Source organism: Microbacterium keratanolyticum (genome assembly GCF_016907255.1).
Classification (GTDB): domain Bacteria; phylum Actinomycetota; class Actinomycetes; order Actinomycetales; family Microbacteriaceae; genus Microbacterium; species Microbacterium keratanolyticum.
Genome location: NZ_JAFBBQ010000001.1, coordinates 980,386 through 1,006,522 on the forward strand (window position 1 = coordinate 980,386; position 26,137 = coordinate 1,006,522).

23 protein-coding genes and 2 tRNA genes are annotated in these 26,137 nt (G+C 67.9%); 4 read left to right on the plus strand and 21 right to left on the minus strand.

What is annotated here, in order from left to right:
• Positions 1-38: 38 nt before the first annotated feature.
• Complete coding sequence (locus tag JOD62_RS04745) at positions 39-2,948, plus strand: exo-alpha-sialidase (RefSeq protein ID WP_204938179.1); 2,910 nt, start codon at positions 39-41, stop codon at positions 2,946-2,948.
• Positions 2,949-3,014: 66 nt separating this feature from the next.
• Here JOD62_RS04745 and trxA read toward each other — a convergent pair whose 3' ends face one another.
• The 7 genes from trxA to serS form a co-directional block, all read right to left on the minus strand.
• Positions 3,015-3,392 (minus strand): thioredoxin, encoded by a 378-nt coding sequence (gene trxA, locus JOD62_RS04750; RefSeq protein ID WP_204938180.1) that lies wholly within the window; start codon positions 3,390-3,392, stop codon positions 3,015-3,017.
• A gap of 291 nt (positions 3,393-3,683) precedes the next feature.
• Positions 3,684-3,772 (minus strand) — tRNA-Ser (locus tag JOD62_RS04755).
• Positions 3,773-3,854: 82 nt separating this feature from the next.
• Positions 3,855-5,087 carry an LCP family protein gene (locus JOD62_RS04760; protein WP_204938181.1) on the minus strand — a complete coding sequence of 411 codons (1,233 nt, stop codon included), beginning with the start codon at positions 5,085-5,087 and terminating at the stop codon, positions 3,855-3,857.
• 94 nt (positions 5,088-5,181) lie between these two features.
• Entirely contained in the window at positions 5,182-6,423 is a 1,242-nt protein-coding gene (locus tag JOD62_RS04765) for an LCP family protein (protein ID WP_204938182.1), read from the minus strand.
• An 18-nt stretch (positions 6,424-6,441) separates the two neighbouring features.
• Positions 6,442-6,526 (minus strand) — tRNA-Ser (locus tag JOD62_RS04770).
• Positions 6,527-6,653: 127 nt separating this feature from the next.
• Positions 6,654-7,517 (minus strand): HAD family hydrolase, encoded by an 864-nt coding sequence (locus JOD62_RS04775; protein WP_204938183.1) that lies wholly within the window; start codon positions 7,515-7,517, stop codon positions 6,654-6,656.
• The gene (gene serS / locus JOD62_RS04780; RefSeq protein ID WP_204938184.1) at positions 7,514-8,836 is read right to left on the minus strand and encodes a serine--tRNA ligase; all 1,323 of its coding nucleotides are present in this window, start codon (positions 8,834-8,836) and stop codon (positions 7,514-7,516) included. The genes JOD62_RS04775 and serS overlap by 4 nt, the downstream gene beginning before the upstream one ends.
• A gap of 86 nt (positions 8,837-8,922) precedes the next feature.
• On the opposite strand from serS, the gene JOD62_RS04785 reads away from it, so the two are divergent.
• Positions 8,923-9,921, plus strand: a complete 999-nt coding sequence (locus JOD62_RS04785) for a diacylglycerol/lipid kinase family protein (RefSeq protein WP_204938185.1) — start codon at positions 8,923-8,925, stop codon at positions 9,919-9,921.
• 50 nt (positions 9,922-9,971) lie between these two features.
• Here JOD62_RS04785 and JOD62_RS04790 read toward each other — a convergent pair whose 3' ends face one another.
• The 3 genes from JOD62_RS04790 to JOD62_RS04800 form a co-directional block, all read right to left on the minus strand.
• Entirely contained in the window at positions 9,972-10,688 is a 717-nt protein-coding gene (locus JOD62_RS04790) for a hypothetical protein (RefSeq protein WP_204938186.1), read from the minus strand.
• A 53-nt stretch (positions 10,689-10,741) separates the two neighbouring features.
• Positions 10,742-12,205 (minus strand): cardiolipin synthase, encoded by a 1,464-nt coding sequence (cls, locus tag JOD62_RS04795; RefSeq protein WP_204938187.1) that lies wholly within the window; start codon positions 12,203-12,205, stop codon positions 10,742-10,744.
• A gap of 84 nt (positions 12,206-12,289) precedes the next feature.
• A complete protein-coding gene (locus tag JOD62_RS04800) occupies positions 12,290-12,463 on the minus strand; it encodes a hypothetical protein (RefSeq protein WP_204938188.1) in 174 nt (57 codons plus the stop codon).
• Between the two features lie 146 nt (positions 12,464-12,609).
• On the opposite strand from JOD62_RS04800, the gene JOD62_RS04805 reads away from it, so the two are divergent.
• Complete coding sequence (locus JOD62_RS04805) at positions 12,610-13,776, plus strand: DUF4192 family protein (RefSeq protein ID WP_204938189.1); 1,167 nt, start codon at positions 12,610-12,612, stop codon at positions 13,774-13,776.
• Between the two features lie 13 nt (positions 13,777-13,789).
• Here JOD62_RS04805 and lysS read toward each other — a convergent pair whose 3' ends face one another.
• The gene (gene lysS, locus JOD62_RS04810) at positions 13,790-15,313 is read right to left on the minus strand and encodes a lysine--tRNA ligase (protein WP_204938190.1); all 1,524 of its coding nucleotides are present in this window, start codon (positions 15,311-15,313) and stop codon (positions 13,790-13,792) included.
• A gap of 100 nt (positions 15,314-15,413) precedes the next feature.
• On the opposite strand from lysS, the gene JOD62_RS04815 reads away from it, so the two are divergent.
• Positions 15,414-17,234 (plus strand): DUF2207 family protein, encoded by a 1,821-nt coding sequence (locus JOD62_RS04815; RefSeq protein WP_204938191.1) that lies wholly within the window; start codon positions 15,414-15,416, stop codon positions 17,232-17,234.
• Positions 17,235-17,332: 98 nt separating this feature from the next.
• Here the strand turns inward: JOD62_RS04815 and JOD62_RS04820 are convergent, their stop codons facing one another.
• The 10 genes from JOD62_RS04820 to hpt all read right to left on the minus strand — a co-directional run bounded on the left by JOD62_RS04820 (position 17,333) and on the right by hpt (position 26,105).
• On the minus strand, positions 17,333-18,073 hold the full coding sequence (locus tag JOD62_RS04820) for a DUF2520 domain-containing protein (RefSeq protein ID WP_239526555.1): 741 nt from the start codon (positions 18,071-18,073) through the stop codon (positions 17,333-17,335).
• Positions 18,034-19,854, minus strand: a complete 1,821-nt coding sequence (locus JOD62_RS04825; RefSeq protein ID WP_271171449.1) for a PH domain-containing protein — start codon at positions 19,852-19,854, stop codon at positions 18,034-18,036. The genes JOD62_RS04820 and JOD62_RS04825 overlap by 40 nt, the downstream gene beginning before the upstream one ends.
• Positions 19,851-20,414 (minus strand): PH domain-containing protein, encoded by a 564-nt coding sequence (locus JOD62_RS04830; RefSeq protein WP_239526972.1) that lies wholly within the window; start codon positions 20,412-20,414, stop codon positions 19,851-19,853. The genes JOD62_RS04825 and JOD62_RS04830 overlap by 4 nt, the downstream gene beginning before the upstream one ends.
• Positions 20,415-20,499: 85 nt before the next feature.
• On the minus strand, positions 20,500-21,015 hold the full coding sequence (locus JOD62_RS04835) for a DUF3180 domain-containing protein (protein WP_204938193.1): 516 nt from the start codon (positions 21,013-21,015) through the stop codon (positions 20,500-20,502).
• A complete protein-coding gene (folK, locus tag JOD62_RS04840; RefSeq protein ID WP_204938194.1) occupies positions 21,012-21,545 on the minus strand; it encodes a 2-amino-4-hydroxy-6-hydroxymethyldihydropteridine diphosphokinase in 534 nt (177 codons plus the stop codon). Before folK ends, JOD62_RS04835 begins: the two co-directional genes overlap by 4 nt.
• Positions 21,542-21,910, minus strand: coding sequence for a dihydroneopterin aldolase (gene folB / locus JOD62_RS04845; protein WP_204938195.1), 369 nt, complete (start codon positions 21,908-21,910; stop codon positions 21,542-21,544). Before folB ends, folK begins: the two co-directional genes overlap by 4 nt.
• Before the next feature lie 121 nt (positions 21,911-22,031).
• Positions 22,032-22,823: a dihydropteroate synthase gene (folP, locus tag JOD62_RS04850; protein ID WP_204938196.1), complete on the minus strand. Its 792-nt coding sequence runs from the start codon at positions 22,821-22,823 to the stop codon at positions 22,032-22,034.
• Entirely contained in the window at positions 22,820-23,428 is a 609-nt protein-coding gene (gene folE / locus JOD62_RS04855; RefSeq protein ID WP_204938197.1) for a GTP cyclohydrolase I, read from the minus strand. The genes folP and folE overlap by 4 nt, the downstream gene beginning before the upstream one ends.
• Position 23,429: 1 nt before the next feature.
• A complete protein-coding gene (ftsH, locus tag JOD62_RS04860; RefSeq protein ID WP_204938198.1) occupies positions 23,430-25,442 on the minus strand; it encodes an ATP-dependent zinc metalloprotease FtsH in 2,013 nt (670 codons plus the stop codon).
• 111 nt (positions 25,443-25,553) lie between these two features.
• A complete protein-coding gene (gene hpt / locus JOD62_RS04865; protein ID WP_204938199.1) occupies positions 25,554-26,105 on the minus strand; it encodes a hypoxanthine phosphoribosyltransferase in 552 nt (183 codons plus the stop codon).
• Between the last annotated feature and the right edge of the window lie 32 nt (positions 26,106-26,137).

Sequence of the window (26,137 nt, forward strand, 5' to 3'; positions counted from 1 at the left end):
ACGTCTGATGTCGTACATTCAACGAGGAAAGGATCCACGTGCGCTCTCCCCTCTTCCGCCGACGACTGGCGCTCGCCGCTGCCACCGTCACCGCCTGCCTGACCCTGTCGACGTTCGGCGCATCCGCCGCTCTCGCCGCGACACCGTCAGAAGGCGAATTCACCACGACCAACATCGGGGCCGACCGAACCTCGGCCAACTTCTTCTATCGCATTCCCGCGCTCGCGCACCTGGGCGACGGCGTCGTGCTCGCATCGTGGGACGGGCGTCCGGGCAGTGCCGCCGACGCTCCCAACCCGAACTCCATCGTGCAGCGACGCTCGACCGACAACGGCCAGACGTGGGGGCCGATCGAGACGATCGCGGCCGGACACCTCGGCACAGCGAGTGTCCCGAAGTACGGATACTCCGACCCGAGCTACATCGTCGACCGCGAGACGGGACGTGTGTTCTCGTTCTTCGTCTACTCGAAGGATCAGGGTTTCCACGGCTCCATCCACGGCAACGACGACGCCGACCGGCGCGTCATCAGCAGTGCGGTGATGCACTCCGATGACGGCGGCGTCACCTGGAGCGAGCCTCGACTGATCACCTCCGTGTCGAAGCCCGCCAATGGCACCACCTCGGGCGGCACCTACACACCGGTCGCGGGAGACGTGCGCACCACGTTCGCGACCTCCGGCGAGGGCATTCAGCTCCAGTACGGCGAATACGCCGGGCGCCTCATCCAGCAGTTCGCCGGTTGGGTCGTGCAGGCCGACGGCTCCTCTCTTCTGCAGGCGTACTCGGTGTACTCGGACGACCACGGCGAGACCTGGCACAAGGGCGAGAACGTCGGCGCCGGCATGGACGAGAACAAGGTCGTCGAACTCTCCGACGGCACGGTCATGCTCAACTCCCGCGACAGCGACAACGGGCGCCTGCGCAAGGTCGCCCTCTCCACGGATGGCGGTCATTCCTACAGCGCCGTGACCCGCGACGACGAACTGCCGGACCCCACCAACAACGCCTCGCTGATCCGCCTGCACCCCGATGCAGCTGCCGGCACCCCCGAGGCACGGAAGCTCCTCTTCACGAACTCCAACAATGGCGCCAACGGGAACCGCGTGAACGGTGCGGCACGGGTGTCCTGCGATGACGGGCAGACCTGGCCAGGACTCGCGTCGATCGACCGCGGCTCCTTCGCGTACTCATCCGCCACCATGCTCGACGACGGTCGCATCGGCGTGCTGTGGGAGCGCAATTACACGAACGACATGCAGTTCTCGACGTTCGATGAGAAGTGGCTCAACTACGTCTGCGCGCCGCTGTCTGTCACTGATGCTCCGCTCGCCGCCGGCGAGACCCAGACGATCGACGTCACCGTGACCAACCAGGAGGCGGTCGCACTCTCGGGCGCCGTCACGATCGCTGTGCCGTCGGGCTGGAGCGCCACGACGGCGCAGGTCGCCGACCTCGCTCCGGGCGCCTCGACGACGGTGTCGGTCGACGTCACCGTGCCTGCATCGGCCACCGGAGTGCACCGCCCGCAGGCGACGTTCACCGCCGCCGATGGACGACTGAGCCAGACCACGACGACGCTGCGCCTGCCCGTGGCATCCGTCATGGATCTGACGCTGGCCGCAACCAACTCGAGCCCCACCCGCGACGTCGTCGCGAACCCCTACACCGCGGGAGAGGTGCTGAGCTTCAACCTGCGCGTGACCAGCCGCGCCGACGTGGCCACGGTGGTGACCCCACACGAGACCACCTTCACGTCAGGCTTCCTGCCCACCGCATGCCGCTGGCAGAACCTGGGCGCGCTCGGCGCCTACGACTGCAAGACTCCCAAGCGCACCCTCACCGCCGAGGACATCGAGCGCGGGTGGTACACGCCGGAGTTCAGCTTCACGATCGCGCCGATGAGCGACACGTCGAACACCACGGTCGTCCGACACGTCGGTACACCGGTCGTGCTGCGCGACGGCGTGCTCGATACGACCATCACCGGCGCCCGCACCGACACCGATCGTGACCTCGCCGCCAGTCCCTATGCGGTCGGCGAAAAGGTGCCGTACGCGTTCCGCGTGGACAGCGCGTCGCCGGTCACGACCGACGTGACGCCGACGGCCGGATCCTTCTCGCCCTTCCTGCCGGCAGGTGCCGGCAACTGCCGATACCGCGGCCTGCCGGCCTTCGGGGGCTTCGACTGCGCGACGCCGCGGCATGCGGTGACGGATGCCGACCTCGCCGACGGCTTCTTCCTCGCCGACACCACCTGGACGGTCAGCGCGGCCGGCCAGAGCAGCGCGACGATCGAGGTGGCGGGCGGCGAGGTCGACGTGGTCGCCCGCGCCCCGCAGCTCACCGCCGGCGAGACCGGTGTGTGGAACGACACGAACGGGAACGGTGTCGCGAACGTCGGCGATACCGTCGCGTGGACGACGACGGTGACCAACACCGGCAATGTCCGCCTCACGGGCGTGACCGCCCCCGGAATCGAGGGCGCCGAGCTGGCCGTCGGTGAGAGCGCGACCGGAGCGACCCGCGTGAGCGTGCTCGATGCGGCCGCCCTCGCCGCGGGTCACGTCTCCGCCGCGGCTGTCGAGGCAACCGCTCAGAACGGCTCTCGAGCGGCGGAGATCGTCGCCACCGCTGAGCCGCTGCCGCTGACGCTCGCCCCGGCGTGGACGGCGAGCGCCGCCTACGTCACAGGCGAACTCACCACGCACGACGGTCAGCTCTGGGTCGCCAGCTGGTGGACCCGCAACCAGACCCCGGGCAGCAGCCCGCAGGGCCCCTGGCAGCAGATCGCGACGGATGCGGACGGCACCGCACTCTGGGCAGCATCACGCATCTTCGTGACGGGCGACGAGGTCACGCACGCCGGCCAGTCGTATGTCGCCAAGTGGTGGACCCGCAACCAGGTGCCGGGCGACAAGAACGGCCCCTGGCGCCTGATTCCGTAACCGCCACGCGCAGCCAGAAAAGAGGGCGGCACCGGGATGACCGGTGCCGCCCTCTCTCGTCGAAGATCAGGCCTGCGCGGGGTCTTCCTCCTGCGCGGCGACGGCTGCGCGCACCTCGTCCATATCGAGAGCGCGGGCGCCGGCGATCACCTGGTCGAGCTGCGCAGCGTTGAGCGCACCTGGCTGGGAGAAGACGATGATGCCACCGCGGAAGACCATCAGCGTCGGGATCGACGTGATCCGGAAACCGGCGGCGAGTTCTCGCTCGACCTCTGTGTCGATCTTTCCGAAGACGATGTCGGAGTTGGCTTCGGCAGCCTTCTCGAAGACCGGCCCGAATGCGCGACACGGGCCGCACCACTCTGCCCAGAAGTCCAGGAGGACGATGTCGTTCTGATCGATCGTGTCGTTCAGCGTGTCAGCGGTGATGGCAATGGAGCTCATGAGGCGATCCTCTCAAATCTCTGGACGGCGCGAGGCGTCACGCCGCGGCGGAGTGCCCTGGGCAGCGGTCGGCCTCCGCGACGCCGACGAGCGCCTCTTCGATGTGCTGGCCACAGCCGTCCCAGGTCGGCTTGCCGCAGATGTCACAGGTCACGCGAGCGCACATACTCGTCCTTTCGATGTTTCCCCGAGCGTAACATACCCCTGGGGGTATATCCTGAGAGCCGGCATGGCTCCGTCACTCATTCCGGACAGAACGCAGAAAACCCCTGCCTGAGCAGGGGTTTGCGGCGGAGACGGAGGGATTTGAACCCTCGGTCCCCTTGCGAGGACTCCACCTTAGCAGGGTGGTGCACTAGGCCTGACTATGCGACGTCTCCAGGCATTCGGGTACTGCATCGAATGCGCTAAGTCATCCTAACCGCTCCTGCGCCCTGGCGCGAAACCGAGCCCCGCCGCGCGCTAGCCGTTGCCGTTGGAGCAGGTCTGCTGGGCGGCGCTGTTGCCCTTCACGTTCGACGGCAGAGCCACACCCGTGCCGCCCGCGGTGGCATCCGGAGCCGGGGCCGCGGGATCCGCCAGCACGACGCCGTCGTCTTCTGTGAGCGCACTCGTGAGCCCCAGGGGAACATTGGCGTTGATCGCCTCCCAGAGCGCGGTCGCCGCCTCGTAGTCAGGGACGACGTGGTTCGCGTTGTCGGGGTCTTCGATCGTGGGGTACTGCACGAAGACGACGTCCTCGACGGGCACGCTCTTGACCGCGAGGGCGATCTGCCCGAGGAGGAACGGGTTGGTCAGGCTCGTGCTGGGAGTCACGTTCGCGAACGCCGTGCTCACCAGACGCATGAGCGCTCCCGTGTCCTTCAGCACCTCGTCACCGGACACCTTGCGCACCAGGCTGGACATGTACTGCTGCTGGTTGCTGATGCGCCCCAGGTCGCTGCCGTTGCCGATGCTGTGACGAGCACGCAGGAACTGCAGCGCCTCGATGCCCGCGAGCGAGTAGGTGCCCGGGTCCAGATAGAGGTTGGCGTCGACGTCGCGGATCGGGCTCGCGACACACACGTCGACACCGCCGACAGCGTTGGTGATCTCGATCACTCCGCCGAACGTGACGGAGGCCGCGAACTCGATGTCTTGACCGGTGAGCTCATGGATCGTGTCAGCCACACATCCCAGCTCCCCGTAGGAGTACGCCGAGTTGATCGGCTGCTTGCTCATCGCCGAACGCGTGTCACCGTCGGCATCCACGCAGGAAGGGATCGGGATCTGAAGGTCGCGGGGGAAGCTGACCGCCGTGACACGACGGGGCTCCGGCGAGACGTGCACGAGGATGTTGACGTCATTCAGCGTCGCGTTCTCATCGGGCAGCAGATAGCCGGCCTCGTCAACCGGGCAGCGGTCGCCGAAGTAGTGCGCGTACTCCTGCTCGCACGTGTCGACACCGACGAGCAGGAGGTCGAATCCTCCCTCATAGGCGCCGATGTCGGGCGGCAGGTTCTCCTGCCCCTTGAGATCGACGGCGTTGCTCGCATAGGGGCGGGTGATGTCGTAGACGACATAGGCGCCGACCGCGACCGCGCTGACGAGCACGACCGCGGTGGCGATGCCGACAACCTTCAGCAGCTGCTGCCAGCCACGGGGTCGCCGCTGCTGTCCGTGCCGCGCCAAAGGCGTCTTCGAACCACGCGTCATCCGTCACCACTCCTCGCTGCCGTCGCCCCTCCCGGAGACGGCACTGCGCACCAGAATAGTGAGGACGCCTGAGGGAATACCGGAAGGCTGCCGCTCAGCCGACGCCGTTCGCGCAGGACTCGACGTTCGCGGACTGGCCCTTGATGTTGCTGGGCAACGACACGACACCGGGAGTCACCGGCGCCTCGCCGTCGATGACCTCGCCGTCGCCAGGGGTGGCGTCGGCAGGCGCCGGGATGGCCGATCCATCCGCGCCGACTGCGTCCGTGCCGCCGGTGACCTGCAGCTGCTGGTTGGTGGCGAGAGCTTCCCAGAGCATGTCAGCACTGGCGTAGTCGGGAATCACACGCGCAGGGTTGTCGGGATCGTCGAAGACCGGATAGCGCAGGAAGTTGATGTCTTCGAAGGGCACGTTCTTCACGGCCAGGGCGATCTGCGCGAGCAGCATCGGGTTGGTGAGGCTCGTGCTCGGGGTGACGTTGTTGAGCGTCACGTTTGCGAGTTTGAGCAGCGTGCCGACGTTCGTCAGCACCTCTTCGCTCACCAGCTTGCGCGCGAGCGCGGCCATGTAGACCTGCTGGTTGCTCACACGGCCGAGGTCGCTGCCGTCGCCGACGCCGTAGCGCGTGCGCAGGAACTGCAGTGCCGTCCATCCGGACAGCGAGTGCACACCCGGCGCGAGTTCGAGCCCGGTGTGGCTGTCGGTGAGGCCGTTCGCGATGCACACGGGGACCCCGCCGATCGCGTTCGTGATCTCCATGACGCCCGCCCAGGTGACCTTCGCGGCGAACTGGATGCTCTGCCCCGAGAGCTCGCCGACGGTCTGGACGACGCAGTTGAGCCCGCCCATCTCGTACGTCGTGTTGATCTGTCCGTAGCCGCCGCCGACCGTGTCGCCCTCGGCGTTGACGCACTCCGGAATCGGAATCATCAGATCGCGGGGATAGGTGACGACCGTCACGCGCCGCGGCTCGTCTGAGATGTGCAGCAGCATGTTGACGTCGTTGCGCGCACCGCCGTCGTCTTCTTCGCAGCGTTCTCCGAAGGAGGCTTCGTAACCCTCTTCGCACTCATCGGTGCCGACGAGCAGCATGTTGATGCCGCCCTTGAGTTCGCCGATGTCCGGCGGAATGGCTTCCTGGCCCTCGATCTCGACCGCGTCAGCGACGAAACTCTGCGACAGGTCGTAGACGACGTACGCAGCGACGCCCAGGCCACTGACGAGGACGACGGTCATCGCGATGCCGATGATCTTCAGCAGTTGCGACCAGGCACGGGGGCGACGGAGCTGTCCGTGGCGGGCGACGGGTCGCCGCGTGCGGGAGTTCGCGCTCACTCAGTGCCTTTCACTCTGCGGAGGGTGTGGGATTCGAACCCACGAGACATTTCTGCCCACTGGTTTTCAAGACCAGCTCCATCGGCCGCTCGGACAACCCTCCTCGGCGTCGAAGTGCACACGCCGATCAGGGGTCGAGTCTAGTCGATCAGTCGGGTCACCCTGTTCGGGCGTGTCTCCATTGTCTCGGTCGCGCCTGGAGACAGCCTGGAAGAGGGCTAGGGAACCGCTCAGTCCACAGAGGCAGCGGATGCTTCCGCCGAGACGTCCACGAGTGCGCGCAGGGCGAGCGCCAAGCCCCCGCGCTCGACCTCGACGGTCACACCGGTGGCCGCCGCCTTGACCTCGTCAGGAGCCTGCCCCATCGCGATCGCATGCCCGCCGATCCGGGATGACCACTCGAACATGCCGATGTCGTTGCGGCCGTCTCCCGCGACGAAGACCTGGTGCGGGTTCCATCCGAGATGGTCGCGCACCCGCTCAAGGGCCGTGCCCTTGTCGACACCGTACGGGGCGATGTCGAGCCAGGCCGTCCAGCCGATGGCGTAGGAGACGTCGTTGAGGCCGGCTTGCTCGACGATGCGGTGGAAATCCGCCTCGTCGTGGCCGGGCGCCACGACGACCACGCGCGACACCGGTTCGTGAGACAACTCGGCGAACGTCACCTGACGACCTCCGTCGAGCGTCCAGTCGTCCAGATGCTCCGTGAACAGACGCTTGCCCGAGCCCAGCTCCACCATGTACTGCGCCTGGGGAAGGTGCTCGCCCAGCAGCTCCAGCACCACCGTCGGATCGAACGTCTCGACGTGCCAGCGCTCATACGACGCCGCAGCCGGAGACGCGAGCGCCTCGTCGACCGAGACCGTACGGCGCATCGTGACAGCGCCGTTCGAGGACACGACGAACTCGGGCCGCAGGCCCAGCAGGTCAAGGAACGGGTGCGTGGCCATCCAACTGCGGCCGGTCGCCAGAGTCACCTCAGAACCGCTGTCGCGCAGGTGCGCGATCGCCTCGGGAACGCCGGGGCTCATCTCCTCGGTCTGCAGGATGATCGTGCCGTCGACGTCGAGCCCGATGAGCCACGGCGACGTCACGCGGTTGTGCTCTCGTCGGCGGCCTTGCGTCCCTTTGACGGCAGCGGCTCGATGACCTCCAGCCCGCCCAGGTAGGGACGGAGCACCTCGGGCACACGAACCGAGCCGTCTGCCTGCTGGTGCGTCTCGAGCAGAGCGACGATCCAGCGGGTCGTGGCGAGCGTGCCGTTGAGCGTCGCGACGAACTGCGTCTTCGCCGCCTTCGGGTCATCGCTCTCGGGGCGGTGGCGCACATCAAGGCGGCGAGCCTGGAACGTCGTGCAGTTCGAGGTCGACGTCAGCTCGCGGAACGCATCCTGCGTCGGAACCCATGCCTCGATGTCGTACTTGCGCGCGGCGCTCGAACCGAGGTCACCCGCAGCGACATCGATCACCCGGTAGCTGAGGCCGAGCGCGGTGAGCATTTCCTCCTGCAGCGCGACCAGGCGCAGATGCTCGGCCTCGGCCTCTTCCACCGTCGTGTACACGAACATCTCGAGCTTGTTGAACTGGTGCACGCGGATGATGCCGCGGGTGTCTTTTCCGTGCGAACCGGCCTCACGGCGGTAGCAGGTCGACCAGCCCGCGTAACGGAGCGCACCGTCGGCCAGATCGACGATCTCGTCCTTGTGGTAGCCCGCGAGAGCGACCTCGCTCGTGCCGACGAGATACAGGTCATCGCCCTTGTCGAGGTGGTAGACCTCATCGGCGTGCTCACCGAGGAAGCCGGTCCCCTGCATGATCTCGGGCCGCACCAGCGTGGGGGTGATGAGGGGCACGAAGCCCGCCTGCAGCGCCTTGTCGAGCGCCAGGTTCATGAGCGCGATCTCGAGACGCGCGCCGATGCCGCGGAGGAAGTAGAAGCGCGCACCGGAGACCTTCGCTCCCCGCTCCATGTCGATCGCGCCGAGCATCTCGCCGAGCTCCAGGTGGTCGCGCGGTTCGAAGTCGAACGTCGGCACGTCACCGACCCGACGCAGCTCGACGAAGTCGGCTTCGCCGCCCGCGGGCACGCCGTCGATGATGACGTTCTCAATGCGTGCGAGCGCGTCAGCGGCAGCATCCGCCGCTTCATTCGCCGCCTGCTGCGCCTGCTTCACACGATCCGCGAGGTCTTTCGCCTGCGCGACGAGCGCAGCCTTCTCGTCCTTCGGCGCCTTCGCGACGAGCTTGCCGAACGCGTTCTGCTCGGCGCGGAGCTCTTCGAATGCGGCGAGCGCGGCACGGCGCGATCGATCCGCTTCGATGGCCGCATCGACGGTCTCGGGCGCGTTGCCGCGCGCGGTCTGGGAGCGACGGACGAGCTCGGGCTCGTCGCGGAGAAGTGCGAGATCGATCACCCGTCAAGTCTAGTCAACCTGCCTGACCGCCCATCCGGCTGCCGGCGAATCACGAGGGCGACGAGAGCGCGCAATAGAGTACAGACATGACCACCCCTGCCGCCGATGCACGTCGCGCGGCCCTCGTGGTGAATCCGGTGAAGGCGGATGCTCCGAAGCTGCGTTCCCTGCTGACGAGCCTCTCTGCAGCAGCGGGCTGGGCGCCGCCGCTCATCCTGGAGACGACGGTCGAAGATCCCGGGCAGGGCATCACCCGTCGCGCGATCGACGACGGCATCGACGCGGTGCTCGTGGCGGGCGGAGATGGCACAGTGCGCGCCGTCTCCGAAGCGGTCGCCGGCAGCGGAGTGCCCCTCGCGATCGTCCCGAGCGGCACCGGAAACCTGCTGGCGCGCAATCTGAACCTGCCGCTCGATGACCCCGCCGCTGTCATCCGCGCGGTGTTCGCGGGTGACGTGCATCCCATTGACATCGGCTGGGCCGAGATCACCGCGCCCGACGGCACGCAGAGCACGCATGCGTTCGTCGTGCTCGCCGGCATCGGCCTCGACGCCGACATGATCGCGAATACGCGTCCTGATCTCAAGAAGTCCGTCGGCTGGGTTGCCTACATCGACGGCGCTGCGCGTTCGCTCCCCAAGGCCAAGCCTTTCCGTGTCGTCTACCAGATCGACTCGCGACGCCTGCATTCGACGAAGGCGTACAGCATGCTGTTCGCGAACTGCGGCACGCTCCCGGCGGGCATCGCGCTGATCCCGGATGCCTCCATCACCGATGGCGGCCTCGACATGGTGATCTTCCAACCTCGTGGCCCCTTCGGCTGGCTGGCCGTGTGGCGCACCGTGTGGTGGCAGAACTCAGTGCTGCGGCGCACGAAGACCGGGAGACGGATGCTGGAGCTCACCGGCACCAGCGGATCGGTGCGCTTCCTGCAGGGAACCGCCGTCGAGGCGGCGGCATCCTCGGCCGTGCCTGTCGAGCTCGACGGCGACGAGTTCGGGCTCGCGTCACGGATTCACTGCCGCATCGACGAGGGTGCACTGCGAATCGTGCTGCCGGCTGGCCACGACGTCTCCGGGCTGTGACATGACGAACGCCCCCTCACACGAAGGGGGCGTTCGCACAGCGTCTGCGGTCAGTCGCCGAGGATCGTGACGGTGCCGTCGAGGTTGTCGCCGACGAGCGTCAGCGTGGTGATGTCGTCGTTCGTGGCCTGCAGGACCGTCGCACGCGGAACCATGTCGAAGGTGCACGGCGCTTCACTGGCCGCGAACGTGACCGTGAGGGCATCCGCGGTCTCCGCGAAGTCCTGCACGACCGGACGGCACGTGCTCGATCCCCAGGTCAGCAGGACGAGGCCGTTGTCATCGAACCAGCCCGCGCTCGGCAGGTAGTCCGTGGGCTCACCCGGAACACCGGTGACGCCCTTCGCCCCGTCGAGGTCGGTGTCGAGCTTCTGGTCGCCGATCGCGACCGTGACGGTGATCTCCTTGGTGGGGTCTACTCCCGCCGGAAGCGCAACCGGCGTCGCGCGTGCGGTGAAGTCCGCCGTGCAGGCCAGCGTTTCGTCGAACTCTGCCATGGTCACCGTCACGTTCTGCCCGTCGGCGGTGACATCTGCCGCCTGCGGAGTGCAGTCGACTGAGGAAGAACCCCAGGTGATGACCGCGATCATGCGACCGTTGTCGAGCCATGCGGCATCGATGTCATCCGGCTGCGGTTCGGTCGTCTGCGGCGCATCCGTGGGCACCGGACTCGGTGCAGGAGTCGCGGGCGAGGTGGCGCAGCCTGCGAGGACGAGAACGGCGCTCGCGAGCACGGCGGCTGCGGCGATACCTGCACGAATCTTCATGGTCCCCACGGTACTCCGCGCGGTATAACGCTGGGTAACGAGTCGCTGTGCGTCTACTGCAGGGCCGAGGTGAGGCGCGCGAGGTTGTCCAGCACAGTGGAGCGCAGCGGCTGCTGCTTCCACTCCTCCAGCGTGAGCTCACGGCTGAGGTCACGGTAGTGATCTTCGACCGCCCGCATCTCCTGGACGAACTCCTCACCGCGCACGAGCATCGAGATCTCCATGTTCAGACCGAACGAGCGCATGTCCATGTTGCTCGATCCGATGACCGCGACCTCATCGTCGATCGTGAGGCTCTTGGTGTGCAGAATGTAGGGCTTCTTGTACATCCAGATGCGCACGCCCGCGCGCAGCAGCACCTCGTAGTAGCTGCGCTGCGCGTGATACACCATCGCCTGATCGCCCTCTTCGGAGACGAACAGCTCGACCTGGACACCACGATCGCACGCGGCGGTGACAGCCAGCAGCAGCGCCTCATCCGGCACGAAGTAAGGGCTCACGATCATGATCTCGCGCTTGGCGGCGTAGAGCAGGCCGAGGAAGAGGCGCAGGTTGTTCTCGACCTCGAAACCGGGGCCTGACGGAACGATCTGGCAGTCGAGGTCTCCGCTGCCGATCTTCGCAGCGGTGAAGTCGACCGAGGTGAGAACCTGATCAGTCTCGCTGTACCAGTCACTCAGGAAGACGGCGTTGACGCTCGCCACGACCGGCCCGTCGACGCGCACCATGAGGTCGACCCAGTGCAATCCGCGCTTGATGTTCTTCGGCAGGTTGTAGGTCGAGTCGGTGATGTTCTGCGACCCGAGGAAGGCGACGTCGCCGTCGATCACGAGCAGCTTGCGGTGGTTGCGCAGGTCGGGGCGCTGCGTCTTGCCGCGCAGCGGCTGCACCGGAAGCATCACATGCCAGTCCGCGCCCATCGCGTCCAGGCGGCGAACCGTCTCCTTGTACCGCGGCTTCCACCGGTTCGCCCAGTGATCGAGCAGCACCCGCACGGGGAGGCCGCGCGCGGCGACCTCCTCCATCGCACGGAAGAAGTTGTCGGTGGAGGCATCCGCCTGCAGGATGTAGAACTCGACGTGGACGTACTCCTTGGCCTGACGGATCGCGTCGGCCATCTCATCGAGCGACTCCTGATATCCCGAGATCAGGTGCGCGCCGTTGTCACCCGAGATCGGCATCGCACCCAGCGACTGGTTCATGTGCACGAGGGCGCCGAACCAGTCCGGAGCATGGGGACGGAGCGTGCCCAGCTGCAGACTCGCGCTCGTCTCCGAAATGTACTCGTTGATCGCCGCCTGCTTGCGACGGCGCGGACGCGGAAGTCGCGGGTTTCCGATCAGCAGGAACAGGAAGACCCCGATGATGGGGATGAAGTAGATGGCCAGGAGCCATGCCATCGCGGCGGTAGGGCGGCGGTTTCGCGGGACGACGATGATCGCGGTGATGCGAATCGTGAGGTCGACGATGACCGTGAGGGCGATGAACCACCACGACAGCGTGAAGTCAAAATTCATTCGGCCCCTCCGCCATACGCCTCACCGAGACCGGTAGGCCTCGTCCCCACAGTAGTGGGGCGATCGACAAAGGTCGCGCGCGACTCAGGCGCGCGGGGGCAGGCCGCGCGCGGCGCGCTCTTCGGCCTCGATGCGCGCGTGCGTGCGTCGCTCGGTGCGGTCGAAACGCAGGATGCCGCGAAGCACGATGAAGAACGCAACGCTGACGCCGACCGTCGGAATGAGCGACCAGGCGGCTGCGAGCCAGAAGTTCTCCATGTCCCCAGTGTACGTCGTGGGCTGAGGAGATGCCTGGGCGCAGGATATCCCGTCGTTTCCTCCACAGTCGCTGCCCCGAGGAGGCCTTCGCACCGTTCCCGCAGACCCGAAAAGCAGGCAGGACCCGGATGTTCAGGATGGTGGCCATGACGACGATCCTCACCGCCTCCGGCCCGGCCGATCTGCTCGGCCTGATCCCCACACTCGCCGGGTTCACTCCGCGCGAGAGCTTTGTGCTGCTGCCCTTCACCGGTTCTCGCGCAGGCGGCGCATTGCGCGCGGACCTGCCGAAGAACGATGACGTCGACCTGCACGAGTACGCCGCAACGCTCGTCGGGATGACCTGCCGCGTCCCGTCCGTCGACGGGCTCGCCGCCGTCATCTACACCGACGACGAGATCGACCCCGACGCCCTGCCCCTTGCGGAGGTCGCCGACATCACGATCGCCTGCGCGGAATCATGCGGGCTGCGCATCGTCGAAGTCCTCTGCGTGGGTGCCGACGGCTGGGCCAACTACCTCGTAACAGCACCGATCGTGCACGACCTTGCAGAGATCCCGGAACCACCCTCTGTGCCGGGCGTCGTCGATATCGCCGCTGATCAGGCCGCGGGTGGGGAGCTGCCGACCGTCGACCTCGCCGAGAAAGAGCGCGTCGCTCAGGCGCTGGCCGCCGTCGACCAGATGTTCACGGCGCTCATGCCGAACGACGAATCAGCGGAAGAGCCTCTCGACGGCGCGAGACCCGTGGATGCGGAGAGCCGCCTCGACCCGCGTGCGTATCTGTCGGCCCTCGCGCTCGACGACCTGCCGCAGTTCCTGGAAGACCTGCTCGACTCGCCGGAGAACATCGATCCGTTCGCAACCGCTGCGCTGATCTGGTGCCTCGAACGGCCCCCCCTGCGCGACGTCGCCCTCGCGCAGTGGGCCACCGATCTGCCGACGGGCGACGAGGTCCTCGCGGCGCAACTGGCATTCCGCGGCGACATCTCAACGTTCCCGCCCCACCTCGGAGACATCATGCTCGGCCAGGGACCGCGCCCTGATGCCGACCGGCTCCGCCTCGCACTCACGCTCGCGCGCAATGCCGCCGCTCGCGCTCCGCGGGCCTCACGCGTCGGCGCACTCGTGGCATCCGCGTGGCTCTCGTGGGCACTCGGTCGCGCCACGCATGCCGATCACTACCTCACGCTCGCCCACGAGATCACGCCGGAGCACACGTTCGCCGCCATGCTGCGCACGATCATCGACGCCGGGATGCTTCCGGCGTGGGCGTTCTCCGCCGCAGGAGCGGCAGAACAGCCCACCCCGTGAGCCCGTCGCGGGTCTACTTGACGAGCGGGAAGAGGATCGTCTCGCGGATGCCAAGGCCGGTGATGGCCATCAGCAGGCGATCGATGCCCATGCCCATGCCACCCGACGGCGGCATGCCGTGCTCAAGTGCACGCAGGAACTCCTCATCGACCGGCATCGCCTCGACGTCACCGCGCGCGGCGAGCTTCGCCTGCTCGACGAAACGCTCCCGCTGAATGACCGGGTCCACCAGCTCGGAGTAGCCCGTCGCCAGCTCGAAGCCGCGGATGTACAGGTCCCACTTCTCGACGACGCCCGCGATGGAGCGGTGCTCGCGCACCAGCGGTGAGGTGTCGACCGGGAAGTCCATGACGAACGTGGGACGCACCAGATCTCCCTTGACGAAGTGCTCCCAGAGCTCTTCGATCAGCTTCCCGTGCGTCGCCTGCGCGGGAATCTCGACCTCGTTCGCCTCTGCGAACGCGATCAGGTCTTCTACCGCGTCGTTCGGGGTGAAGGTGCGCCCGGCCGCGGCCGAAAGCGAGTCATACATCGAGATGCGGTCCCACTCGCCGCCCAGGTCGTACTCGGTGCCGTCGGCCCAGGTCACGGTCGTCGAACCGGCCACCGCGATCGCCGCGTTCTGCACGAGCTCCTGCGTGAGTGCGGCCATCTGGTTGTAGTCGCCGTACGCCTGGTACGACTCCAGCATCGCGAACTCGGGGCTGTGCGTGGAGTCGGCACCCTCGTTGCGGAAGTTGCGGTTGATCTCGAACACGCGCTCGAGGCCACCGACGACGGCGCGCTTCAGGTAGAGCTCGGGCGCGATGCGCAGGTAGAGCTCGGTGTCGAACGCGTTCGAGTGAGTGACGAAGGGACGAGCGGATGCGCCGCCGTGCTGCACCTGCAGCATCGGCGTCTCCACCTCGAGGTAGTCGTGTTCGGCGAACGTGGCGCGCAGGCTCGCGTTCACCGCGGCACGGGCGCGGACCGTCGTGCGGGCCTGCTCGCGGACGATCAGATCGAGGTAGCGGCTGCGGACGCGGCTCTCCTCGCTCAGCTCGCCGTAGACGTTCGGCAGCGGGAGGATCGCCTTCGCGGCGATCTGCCAGCTTGTCGCCATGATCGACAGTTCACCGCGGCGACTGGAGATGACCTCGCCCTCCACGAAGACGTGGTCCCCGAGGTCGACGAGCTCCTTCCACTCCTGCAGAGACTCCTCGCCGACGTTCGCCAGCGAGATCATCGCCTGGATGCGCGAGCCGTCGCCGGCCTGCAGCGTCGCGAAGCAGAGCTTTCCGGTGTTGCGGCTGAACACGACGCGACCCGCGACGCCAGCGATCACGCCGGTGGCCGTGTCGGGCTCGAGGTCGCCGTACTGCGCACGCAGCTCGGGGATGCGGTGCGTCACGGGAACGGCGACCGGGAAGGCGCCGCCCGCGGCATCCGCCCGCGCAGCGATCAGGCGCTCGCGCTTCGCGAGGCGCACGGCCTTCTGCTCGAAGACGTCGTCCTCAGCGGGGGTGTTGTCAGCGGGCGCGGCGGACGCGTCAGTCATTCGGAGCTCCTTGGAAAGTCAGCGCTCAGTTTACCGGCGTCGCCTGGAAGTCTCGGCCAGCCCGGATACCCGTCTCGGCCAGCCCGGATACCCTCGGAGCATGACAGTCCGCCTCCGCTCGCGTCCGCTGATCATCGCAACCCTGGGCGTCGCACTGCTCGCGGGAACCAGCACCACAGCCGCGGCGGCCACATCCGCCGATGTCAATGATTTCTCCTACGTCAGCTGGGACGCCGACCTCCGCGTCGGGATCGATGAGCACGGACGCTCGACGATGCACGCCGTTGAGACCCTGCAGGCGCAGTTCCCCGAGTTCGATCAGAATCGCGGCATCGTGCGCGGCCTGCTGCAGCACTACCAGGACGCCAGCCTCGACACCGAAGTTCTCTCGGTCCGCGACGACACCGGCGCCGCCGTGCCCTTCGAGCTCGAAGAGGATGACGACATGCTGTTCGTCCTCATCGGCGACGACGAGTTCCAGCACGGACTCACCACCTATGTCATCGAGTACACGATGCAGGACGTCGTGATCGCTGCGTCCGAGACGGGCGTCGACGAGTTCTACTGGGATCTCCTCCCCCTCGACAGCACCCAGCCCATCGACGCCTTCCACGCCGAGATCACGTTCGACGAGACCCTCAGCGCAGCGCTCATCACCGACGCCACCGCCTGCTATCAGGGCCCTGCGGGCGCAGCCGATCCCTGTGTGGGCTCCGGCCTGCGTGGTCCGACCGTCTCCGCGGGCGAAGCATCCTTCTCGGTCGAAGCGCAGAACCTGCCCGCGGGTGACGGGGTGACCGTCGCCATCGGCATGGACGCCGGAACGGTCGTTCAGCCCGGTCGGCGCATCCCGAACCTCTTCCTCGAACTCGCACCGGTCGTCTTCGGCGGCGCCGGGATGCTCGTCGCCGTCGTCAGCCGGTTGATGCTCGGAGCCTTCGTCCGCCGCTCGCGCCGCGGCACCGGCCTCGTGATCGCCCAGTTCGATGTGCCCGCGACGCTGCCGCCACTGGTCGCCGCCGCGATCCTGCCGAAACCCGACAACGTGATCCCGGCCGAGATCGTGCACCAGGCGGTGTCCGGCATGCTGATCATCCACGACGCCGACGGCCGCCCCGTGCTGCGGCGACTGCCCGGCGCCGTGGCACCCGATCCGCTCGACGCCGAGGCCCACGAGAAGATCTTCCGCGGCGCCGACGCCGAGGGAGATGTCACGATTCCCGAAGAGGACGAGGGCTTCGGCACGCGGATGCGCAGACTCATCGCCCGCGGCGAGGAGGAGGCCGAGACCCGTGGACTCATGACCAAGAGCCCCAGTCGCGCGGCCGCCGCGGTGCTGCTCCTCGGACTTCTCCTCGGTGGGACAGGCGTCGCGATCGGCATCGCCGGACTCATCTTCGGCCGTCCCATCGCTGCAGGAGCCTTCGTCGCCGCGCTCTTCGCGGTGATCCTCGCGCTCATCATCGGCGGACCGGCGCTCACCAAGCGACGCGTGCATACGCCCGAAGGGGCGCTGGCATACGAGTATCTGCTCGGAGTGAAGGAGTTCATCCGGGTCGCCGAAGCAGATCGTCTGCAGATGCTGCAGTCGTACTCGGGTGCGGAGCGACGTGACGACGGCACGATCGACGTGATCCACGTCTATGAACGGCTTCTGCCCTACGCGATGCTGTTCGGGCTGGAGAAGGAGTGGGGACGCGTCCTCGAGGTGTCCTACGCAGAAACGGGCGAGACCGCGCTCTGGACGACGAGTCCGACGACAGCTCTCGCACCGGCGCTGTACTCCTTTGCGCACACCACCACATCATCCGCCGCGTACCAGGTCACGGCCGCGAGCACCTCGTCCTCCGGCTTCGGCGGATCGAGCGGAGGCGGGTTCTCTGGCGGAGGCGGCGGAGGCGGGTTCTCCGGCGGGCGCTGAGCCTGCGACGCACCGCACCGCCCCAGTCCATCGAATGGTCAGTTTCGGCACCTTCTCACGCAGAAAGTTGCCGAAACTGACCACTCAATGTGGCGTGGTCAGCCCTCGTCGGGGAGGCGGAACTCGGGCGGGGTGACGTCACGCAGCGCACGGTCAAACGTCGACGAGACGAGCGCCGACAGGTATCCCCCAGGATTCTCGACGCCGATGCCGCGCAGCAGGCCCGTCGCCTGTCCGACGATGGAGCGCGCGAACTCGGATGCTGTCGAAATGGCCTCGGCGTACGCAGCGCGATCCGCCTCGGCGATCACGACCGGTTCGCAGCCGAGCTCCACCGCGAGAGCCTGGCCGATCGGCAGGACCGCGGCCGGAGCCGTGACCGCGGCATAGGCGGCACGCAGCTGGCGCAGGTCGATCGAGGTGCCCGTGAACGAGATCGCCGGATGCACCGCGAGCGGAATCGCCCCACGACTCATCGCAGGCGCCAGCACCGAGGTGCCGTATCCGGGGTCAGTGTGGAGAACGAGCTGCCCCGGCTGCCAGGACTCGGTCTCGGCAAGACCTGCGACGATCCCCGGAAGCTGATCCGAAGGCACAGCGAGCACGACCAGCTCGCTGATGCGCACGATCTCGTCGGCATCGCGCACGGGCACATCCGGGAGGATCGCCGCGACGCGGTCCGGGTCGGAGCCCGCCGTGATCCCCGTCAGCGCGTGGCCGGCGCCGGCGAGCGCCGCGCCGATGACCGGCCCCACCCGCCCGGCACCGATGATGCCGATGCCGAGGCGTCCGGCCTGCGTCACGCCGATGGTCCGTCCTGACGCGGTGATTCCGGCCATTCGACCGTCACGGTTCCGGCAGCCGTCGGGGCCGTCGGGGCCACAGGTGGAACCGCCGTCGCAGCCGTCGGGGCCACAGGCGGAACCGCGGCCGCTACGTCCGAAGCCGATGCCTGATCGAGCGCTTCCTCCAGTGCCTCCGCCCAGCGGTGGCCGCGATCCTGTGCGGCTGCGAGCGCCGTGAACCGAGCGACCTCGTCGAGAAGGCCGAGCGCGGAATCCCGCTCGATGCCGGCGAGAACACCCTGCACGGGCCCGGTCACCGAGTGCGCCTGCACACCGGTGACCCGCTGCAGCCGGTCGATCGGGCCCTGCGAGAGCGAGAAGCCCTGCAGGCGCGCCAGCGGGAAGATCACGAGTTTGCGCCACACCACACCACGGCGCTGGAACAGCGCGAAGGGGGTGACCGCGTAGCCGTGGCGTCGCCATGAGAGCGGCCGGCGCCATGCGGCACGGCGCGGCATGGTCTCGTATGGATCGTTCTCGCTCGGTCCGAGCGCGCCGTTCTCCCAGATCAGCGAGCGAACGCTCTCGGGAGCATCCGGAAGGATCAGCGCGAGCACCCGCTCCACATCCGCCCGCGTGCCCACGGGGAGCACGACGTTGAACTGCTGCGCACTGCTGGACTGCTGCTGCGCGAGGCTCTTGCCCGACATGCGGTTGATGCGAACGACCCACCAGCCGAACGGCCGCCACAGCAGGGACTGCGTGATGTCGACGGCGAAGATGCGGCCCGGGGGGATTGTCTCCGTCACGGTCGTGAGCAGACCGTACGTGATGCGCACACCATCCGGAGTGGACGCGATCGAGTACCGCAGCGACTTGGAGATCTGCGCCCAGGTGACACCGATCGTCGCGATGATGAACGGCACCGCGAGGCCCACGGACATCGTCAGGATGATGATGCCGCCCTCCGGGTCTCCGTCGCGGAAGACGCTCCAGGCCACGCCACCCAGCGCGGCGACGTAGATGAGGGCGAAGAACAGGAACCAGAGCACGCCCGAGAGCAGGTGCGACCCGACGAGTCGTCCGGTCGGAATCTTGACGACGCTCTCCGCCTGCACGTCGGCGAGGTCGACGCCCGTGATGAGATCGGTGACCCCGTGGTTCACGGAGTTCACGAGCTGTGCCCGCGCCGTCGCCAGTGCGCCGGGAGCGACCCCCGCGATCCGGTCCTGTCGCGCAGCGCGCGCGCCGGATGCGAGGCGCAGGATGTCGGCGCGCACGGATTCGGCGCGCGCGGTCGCCAGGTACTCCAGGGGCACGTTCGCGTCGGTTCCGGCACCGACCACCTCGAGCTTCGCCAGACCGATGATGCGGGCGGGGAAAGGACGAGTGAGGTTCACGCCCTGCACGCGGTCGAGCGGGGCCCGACGCTGCGAGCGGAACAGGATGCCCTTGCGCACCTCGACGTGCTCGCCCGTGATGCGGAACTCCTGGAAGCGCCACACGAGCCAGAAGATTCCGATGAAGAGGACGAGTACACCCAGTACCACGCCGAGACCGACGAGCACGAAGTTGTTCTCCAGCACCCAGTCGATCGGGTCGCCGCCCGTGAGACCGTCGATGTCGGCGTCGGGGGCGACGAGGCTGAAGAACCAGAACCCAAGCCGCTCGCGCATGTTCGAGATCACGATGCCCGCGATGATGATGAGCACCAGCCCGCCCTTGAAGAGCGGGGTCAGCGGATGCATCCGATGCCATGCACCGTCCGCGAGCGTGGTGCGCTCGTCGACCGGTGGAGTCGGCGCGGATGCCGGCGGCAGCAGCGGCTCGCTCACAGGCCGGTCCGACGGGTCTCAGCGACCTCGATGAGCGTGTCGCGCAGCGCCTCCGCCGCACCCTGCGTGAGGCCGGGGATCTCCACGCCCGTAGTCGCCGCAGCGGTGACCATCTTGAGCTTGGCGATGCCGAACGCGCGGTCGAGCGGACCGTGCGTGATGTCGACGAGCTGCATGCGGCCGTAAGGCACGGCGATCACACGCTGCCACAGGATGCCCTTGCGGAACACGATGTCGTCGGCACGCAGCTGGTAGCCGATCGCTCGCGCCTGCCGCGGGAGGATGATGAGCGTCGCGAGCGTGAAGAACGCCAGGATGCCGGCCGGAATCCAGACCCAGTTCAGGTGCAGCACGAGCCCGCCGACGAGTGCCGCCGCCGCGATCAGCACGAGGATGACCACGTTCTGCAGCACCTGCGAGACGACGTAGCGCGGTGAGATCTGGTGCCAGACGCCGTCCAGTGAGAGCGCCGCCGTCGACTTCGGCGTGCGCAGCGCTTCGTAGGTGCCCTCGTCGAGGGCTGCGGCCGCGGTGGGAGCGACAGCGAGAGGCGCCTCCATGTCGACGGGCGGTGCCACCGGCGCAGCATCCGTTACCGGAGCCGTGTCCGGGGCCACCGGTGCCGCGGGCGGTGCCGCCGCGAACTCAGTGGGCGGGGTGGCCTGCGGGTCGGGGATGTTCGTCATCGTCGCCTTTCAATGCTCCGGGGCTGTCTGGTCCGTCGGAGTCGGTCGGAAGCGTACAGAAGTGCTCGGCGACGAGCGCCGCGATCACGAGCACAAGCGCTGCACCCAGCGTGGCTGTCAAAGCCAGCACCGAGCCTATCGGTGGTCCGACCGGGCGCGTGGAGATGTACGCGAGCGCCCCCGCGGCGAACCCGAGCAGAAGTGCTCCGACGAGGCTCGATGCGCGGGCGAGCACGGCGATCCGCAGCGCGCGGAACGGGTTCATGCGCGGATGCTCCGGGCTGCGGATGCTGCGCCGCACCGTCCATCCGAGGGCCAGCACTGCCACCGCGAGAAGTGCGAGCAGCAGGGGAAGTCCCAGCGCAGGGGTGAACGTGGCGCGACCCGAGACCGTCAGCGCATGGTCGAGGAGGAAGCCGCCGGCGCCGCCCGCGAGGGCGACGAGCAGCAGCACGGTGACCGATGTGCGCTTCATACCTCACCCTTCAGCGCCGCGACGAGATCGGCGACGCGCCCGCGTCCGGGGAGGGTCGCGTCGGGGTCGACGTCGAGCCAGGGCTCGAGCACGAAGAGGCGCTCGGCGGCGCGTGGATGCGGCAGCAGCAGTCGCTCATCCTCACTGCGCTCATCACCGTAGGCGATGAGGTCGAGGTCGAGCGTGCGGTCGCCCCAGCGCTGTGCACGCACACGACCGTGCTGCTCCTCGATCGCGTGCAGCATTCCGAGCAGCACCGAGGGTGCGAGGCGGGTCGTCACGATCGCGACCGCGTTGACGAACACCGGAGCGTCCGGATCGGGACCGTCGAGGCGCACGGCGACCGTCTGGAACGGCTTCGAGACGCGCACTCCGTCGACGAGCGGAAGACGCGCGATCGCGGCGATCGCCTCGCCGATCGTCTCCTCACGGTCGCCGAGGTTCGAGCCCAGGGCGACGACGGCGTCGACGGCCTCGCGCCCCGGCCGCGGATCGTGCGCCGGGAGCTTCCTGCCTGGCTGATAGATCACGCGGCACCCCGCTCGCGCGTGACGGTCACCGAGACATCCGCGAACGTCAGCGGGATCGGCGCATGCGGCTTGTGCACGGTGACGCTCGCGCTCTGCACCCGGGCATCCGCAAGCGCAGCATCCGCGATGCGCTCGGCGAGCGTCTCGATGAGGTTGACTGGTTCGCCCGCGACGATCGCGGCGACCCGCTCGGCGAGCTCACCGTAGTGCACGGTGTCCCGCACGTCGTCAGACGCCGCGGCGGGCGCCAGCGGCAGGCGCAGGCGCACGTCGATCGTGAACTCCTGCCCCTCAGCGCGTTCGTGGTCGAAGACGCCGTGATAGCCGAAGACAGTCAGCCCGGTGAGGGCGATCTCGTCGCTCATGCATCCAGGGTACGGGGCGGGCGCGACAGCGCACCGCACGGATGCAGGGTGGGTGCACGAATGCAGGGCGACACGCCGTCATCCGACCCTCCGGACGCGCACACCCCCTGCAGACGAGGGCTCAGCCGTCCCAGGCGCCGAGCACGGAGAGAGCGTCGCGCGTCGCGGCGACGTTGTGCACGCGCACCGCCCACGCGCCGGCGCGTGCGGCGAGCACGCTCGTGACGGCGGTCGCCGCATCCTTGCGTTCTTCTGTCGCGTCATCGCCGAGAGCGGTTGCGAGCAGGCGCTTGCGCGAGGTGCCCACGAGCACGCGCGGCCCGAGAGCGACGATGTCGGACAGGTCGCGCAACAGCTCCCAGTTCTGCTCGGCTGTCTTCGCGAAGCCGACACCCGGATCGATGATGAGCCGCGACGGGGCGATGCCCGCGGCGGCAGCGATGCCCATGCGTTCGCGCAGTTCGCCGGCGACCTCCCGGCCGACCCGCACGTAGTCCGCGCGGGCGTACATGTCAGAGGACGGCCCGCGCCAGTGTCCGAGGGCGAAGTCTGCGCCGGATGCGGCCACGGCGGCGAGCATCTCCGGGTCGGCGAGACCACCGGAGACGTCGTTCACGATGCGTGCGCCGGCCTGCACCGCGGCGGCCGCGGTCGAGGCGTTCAGCGTGTCGATGCTGACCGGCACGCCGTCGGCGGCGAGCGCGGCGATGACCGGCAGTACACGGCGCTGCTCTTCGGCGATGCCCACCCGCTCGGAGCCCGGACGCGTCGACTCCCCGCCGACGTCGATCACCGCGGCACCCTGTGCGCGCAGCAGGCGCGCATGGGCGAGGGCGATCTCCGGGTCAAGGTAGCGACCGCCGTCGCTGAAGGAGTCGGGAGTGACGTTGAGGATGCCCCAGATCGCGGTCACTCGGCCGTCATCCCGTGGTCAGGTCGAGCACCGATCAATGCGATGAGCTCGGCGCGCGCCGCGGCATCCGCGTAGGCGTCGCGAGCGGCGATCGTGACCGTGGATGCCTCGGGCTGACGTCCTCCGCGCATGGTCACACAGCCGTGGCTCGCATCCAGCACGACGAGCACGCCGCGCGCGTCGAGGTTTCCCGCGATCGTGTCGGCGATCTGCTCGCCGAGGCGCTCCTGCACCTGAGGGCGCGAGGCCAGGGTCTCCACGACGCGGACGAGGGCGCCGAGACCCACGACCTGCTCCCCCGGAAGGTACGCGATGTGCGCGACGCCGGCGAAGGGCAGAAGGTGATGTTCGCACACGGAACGGAAGCGGATGTCTCGCAGCAGCACCGCGCCCGAGGGAAGAGTGTCTGGCGCGGGCCCGCGGGTCACGCTGATCGTGTGCGCGAGCGGCGCCGCGGGATCTTCGCCGACACCGGCGAAGAACTCCGCGTACAGCTCGGCCATGCGCGCCGGGGTCTGCTTGAGCCCCGGACGCTCCGGGTCTTCGCCGATCGCTTCCAGTAGTTCGCGCGTGAGGGCGGCGACCCGCTCCCGGTCGACCGCCATGTCAGGCCGTCGCGGGACGGGGGTGACCGGTGCTGCCTGCGGTGCCGGTGGCCGTGCCGGGCTTCGCGGGGGCATCCGCCTCGGTCGTCGCGGCAAGTCCTGCTTCGCTGGCCGTGACGGGAACGTCGATCGGAGGCAGCGTCGAGACCGGGCGGTCTTCGCTCGAGAGCCACAGCTCACGCGGCGGCAGCTTGCGCACGTCCTTGAAGATCTCAGCGATCTGGTGGTGGTCGAGCGTCTCCTTCTCGAGCAGCTCGCGGGCGAGCGTGTCGAGAATGTCGCGGTTCGCGCTGATGACCTCGTACGCCTCGTTGTGCGCCTGCTCGATGAGCTTGCGCACCTGCTCGTCGACGCGCTCGGCGATCGACTCGGAGTACTCGCGTCCGCGGTTCATGTCGCGTGCGACGAACATCTCGGCGGAGCCGGATCCGAGCTTCACGGGACCGACCTCGGTCGTCATGCCGTACTCAGTGACCATCTTGCGGGCGATGTCGGTCGCCTTCTCGATGTCGTTCGATGCGCCCGTCGTCGGATCGTGGAAGACGATCTCTTCCGCGACGCGACCGCCCATGGCGTACGTGAGCTGATCCTGCAGCTCGTTGCGGGTGACGGAGTACTTGTCATCGACCGGCAGCACCATCGTGTACCCCAGAGCGCGTCCACGCGGCAGGATCGTGATCTTGGTCACCGGGTCGCTGTAGTTCATCGCGGCGGCGGCGAGGGCGTGGCCGCCCTCGTGGTACGCCGTGATGAGCTTCTCCTTGTCCTTCATCACGCGGGTGCGGCGCTGCGGACCGGCGATCACACGGTCGATGGCCTCATCCAGCGCGCGGTCGTCGATGAGCTGGGCGTTGGAGCGCGCGGTGAGCAGAGCGGCCTCGTTGAGCACGTTGGCGAGATCGGCACCGGTGAAGCCGGGCGTCTTGCGTGCAACGGTCTCGAGGTCGACGCCGTTCGCGAGGGGCTTGCCCTTGGCGTGCACCTCGAGGATCTTGTGGCGCCCCTTCATGTCGGGCGCGTCGACACCGATCTGGCGGTCGAAACGGCCGGGGCGAAGAAGAGCGGGGTCGAGGATGTCGGCACGGTTCGTCGCGGCGATCACGATGACGTTCGCGTTGGGGTCGAAGCCATCCATCTCGACGAGCATCTGGTTGAGGGTCTGCTCGCGCTCGTCGTTTCCGCCGCCCATACCGGCGCCGCGGTGGCGGCCGACGGCGTCGATCTCATCGATGAAGATGATCGCGGGGGCGTTCTCCTTCGCCTGGGTGAAGAGGTCGCGCACACGCGAGGCTCCGACACCGACGAACATCTCGACGAAGTCCGAACCCGAGATCGAGTAGAACGGTGCTCCGGCCTCGCCGGCGACGGCGCGGGCGAGCAGGGTCTTTCCTGTTCCGGGAGGGCCGTACAGCAGCACGCCCTTCGGGATCCGCGCGCCGATCGCCTGGAACTTGGCGGGGTCCTGCAGGAACTCCTTGATCTCGGCGAGCTCCTCGAGTGCCTCTTCGGCACCGGCGACGTCAGCGAACGTGACGGTCGGGGTCTCCTTGGAGACGAGCTTCGCGCGGGACTTGCCGAACTGCATGACCTTGCTTCCGCCGCCCTGAGCGGAGGACAGCAGCCACCAGAAGAGCAGACCGAGCAGGATCAGCGGCAGCAGCAGCGAGAGGATCCCGTCAAACCAGGTGGGCTTGGGCACCGTGTCGTTGAAGCCGTCCTTGGGCTTCGCATCGTTGATCGCGCTGATCACACTGTCTGCACGCTCGGAGACGTAGTAGAACTGCACGGACTCAGAGCCCTCGAAGGGCTTCGAGAGCTGCATATCGACGCGCTGGTCACCGTCGGTCATGACGACCTTCGTGACCGTGTCGCCCTTGAGCAGTTCGAGACCCTCCTGGGTCGAGATCTGCTTGGCCGCGCCGAGGCTCGAGATCAGCATGAACCCGCCGATCAGCAGCAGGCCGATGAGCGCCACGTAGATCAGGGGGTTCTTGGTGATCTTCTTCACATCCATGATGTGAGCCAGCGTAGCGCGGAGTCCCTTGGGCCTCGCTGGGATTCGCCGAGGGCGTACCCTCCGCGCGGCGGGAGTCAGAGATGCGGATGCCGCAGCATCCGCATCTTGTCAGCTGTAGACGTGCGGCGCGAGAACCGCGACGTCGCGCAGGTTCCGGTAGCGCTCGGCGTAGTCGAGGCCATAGCCGACCACGAAGTCGGTGGGGATGTCGAAGCCGACGTACTTGCAGTCGATGACGACCTTCGCGGCTTCGGGCTTGCGCAGCAGGGCGAGAACCTCGATCGACTCGGCGCCGCGGGACTCGAAGTTCTCGAGCAGCCAGCTGAGCGTCAGGCCCGAGTCGATGATGTCTTCCACGATGAGGACGTGCTTGCCGTGGAGGTCGGTGTCGAGGTCTTTGCGGATCTGCACGACACCGCTCGACTTCGTGCTGGCGCCGTAGCTCGACACGGCCATCCAGTCCATCGGCGCGTGCATCGGCAGCGCGCGGGCGAAGTCGGCCATGACCATGACCGCACCCTTCAGCACGCCCACGAGCACGAGGTCTTTACCGGCGTAGTCGTCGGCCACGCGAGCGGCGAGCTCGTCCAGCTTGGCGATGATCTGCTCCTCGGTGACGAGGATCTTGGCGAGGTCTTGCTGGATGTCGGCTGCACGCATGCATCGATTTTACGGGGCGAAACCGGATGCTG

What these genes read in the sequence shown, in the direction of transcription:
- trxA (WP_204938180.1), bottom strand. Translation starts at nt 3,392, where the DNA reads ATGAGCTCCATTGCCATCACCGCTGACACGCTGAACGACACGATCGAT.
- JOD62_RS04760 (WP_204938181.1), bottom strand. Translation starts at nt 5,087, where the DNA reads ATGACGCGTGGTTCGAAGACGCCTTTGGCGCGGCACGGACAGCAGCGG.
- JOD62_RS04785 (WP_204938185.1), top strand. Translation starts at nt 8,923, where the DNA reads ATGACCACCCCTGCCGCCGATGCACGTCGCGCGGCCCTCGTGGTGAAT.
- JOD62_RS04790 (WP_204938186.1), bottom strand. Translation starts at nt 10,688, where the DNA reads ATGAAGATTCGTGCAGGTATCGCCGCAGCCGCCGTGCTCGCGAGCGCC.
- cls (WP_204938187.1), bottom strand. Translation starts at nt 12,205, where the DNA reads ATGAATTTTGACTTCACGCTGTCGTGGTGGTTCATCGCCCTCACGGTC.
- JOD62_RS04800 (WP_204938188.1), bottom strand. Translation starts at nt 12,463, where the DNA reads ATGGAGAACTTCTGGCTCGCAGCCGCCTGGTCGCTCATTCCGACGGTC.
- JOD62_RS04805 (WP_204938189.1), top strand. Translation starts at nt 12,610, where the DNA reads ATGACGACGATCCTCACCGCCTCCGGCCCGGCCGATCTGCTCGGCCTG.
- lysS (WP_204938190.1), bottom strand. Translation starts at nt 15,313, where the DNA reads ATGACTGACGCGTCCGCCGCGCCCGCTGACAACACCCCCGCTGAGGAC.
- JOD62_RS04815 (WP_204938191.1), top strand. Translation starts at nt 15,414, where the DNA reads ATGACAGTCCGCCTCCGCTCGCGTCCGCTGATCATCGCAACCCTGGGC.
- JOD62_RS04820 (WP_239526555.1), bottom strand. Translation starts at nt 18,073, where the DNA reads ATGGCCGGAATCACCGCGTCAGGACGGACCATCGGCGTGACGCAGGCC.
- JOD62_RS04830 (WP_239526972.1), bottom strand. Translation starts at nt 20,414, where the DNA reads ATGGAGGCGCCTCTCGCTGTCGCTCCCACCGCGGCCGCAGCCCTCGAC.
- JOD62_RS04835 (WP_204938193.1), bottom strand. Translation starts at nt 21,015, where the DNA reads ATGAAGCGCACATCGGTCACCGTGCTGCTGCTCGTCGCCCTCGCGGGC.
- folB (WP_204938195.1), bottom strand. Translation starts at nt 21,910, where the DNA reads ATGAGCGACGAGATCGCCCTCACCGGGCTGACTGTCTTCGGCTATCAC.
- folE (WP_204938197.1), bottom strand. Translation starts at nt 23,428, where the DNA reads ATGGCGGTCGACCGGGAGCGGGTCGCCGCCCTCACGCGCGAACTACTG.
- ftsH (WP_204938198.1), bottom strand. Translation starts at nt 25,442, where the DNA reads ATGGATGTGAAGAAGATCACCAAGAACCCCCTGATCTACGTGGCGCTC.
- hpt (WP_204938199.1), bottom strand. Translation starts at nt 26,105, where the DNA reads ATGCGTGCAGCCGACATCCAGCAAGACCTCGCCAAGATCCTCGTCACC.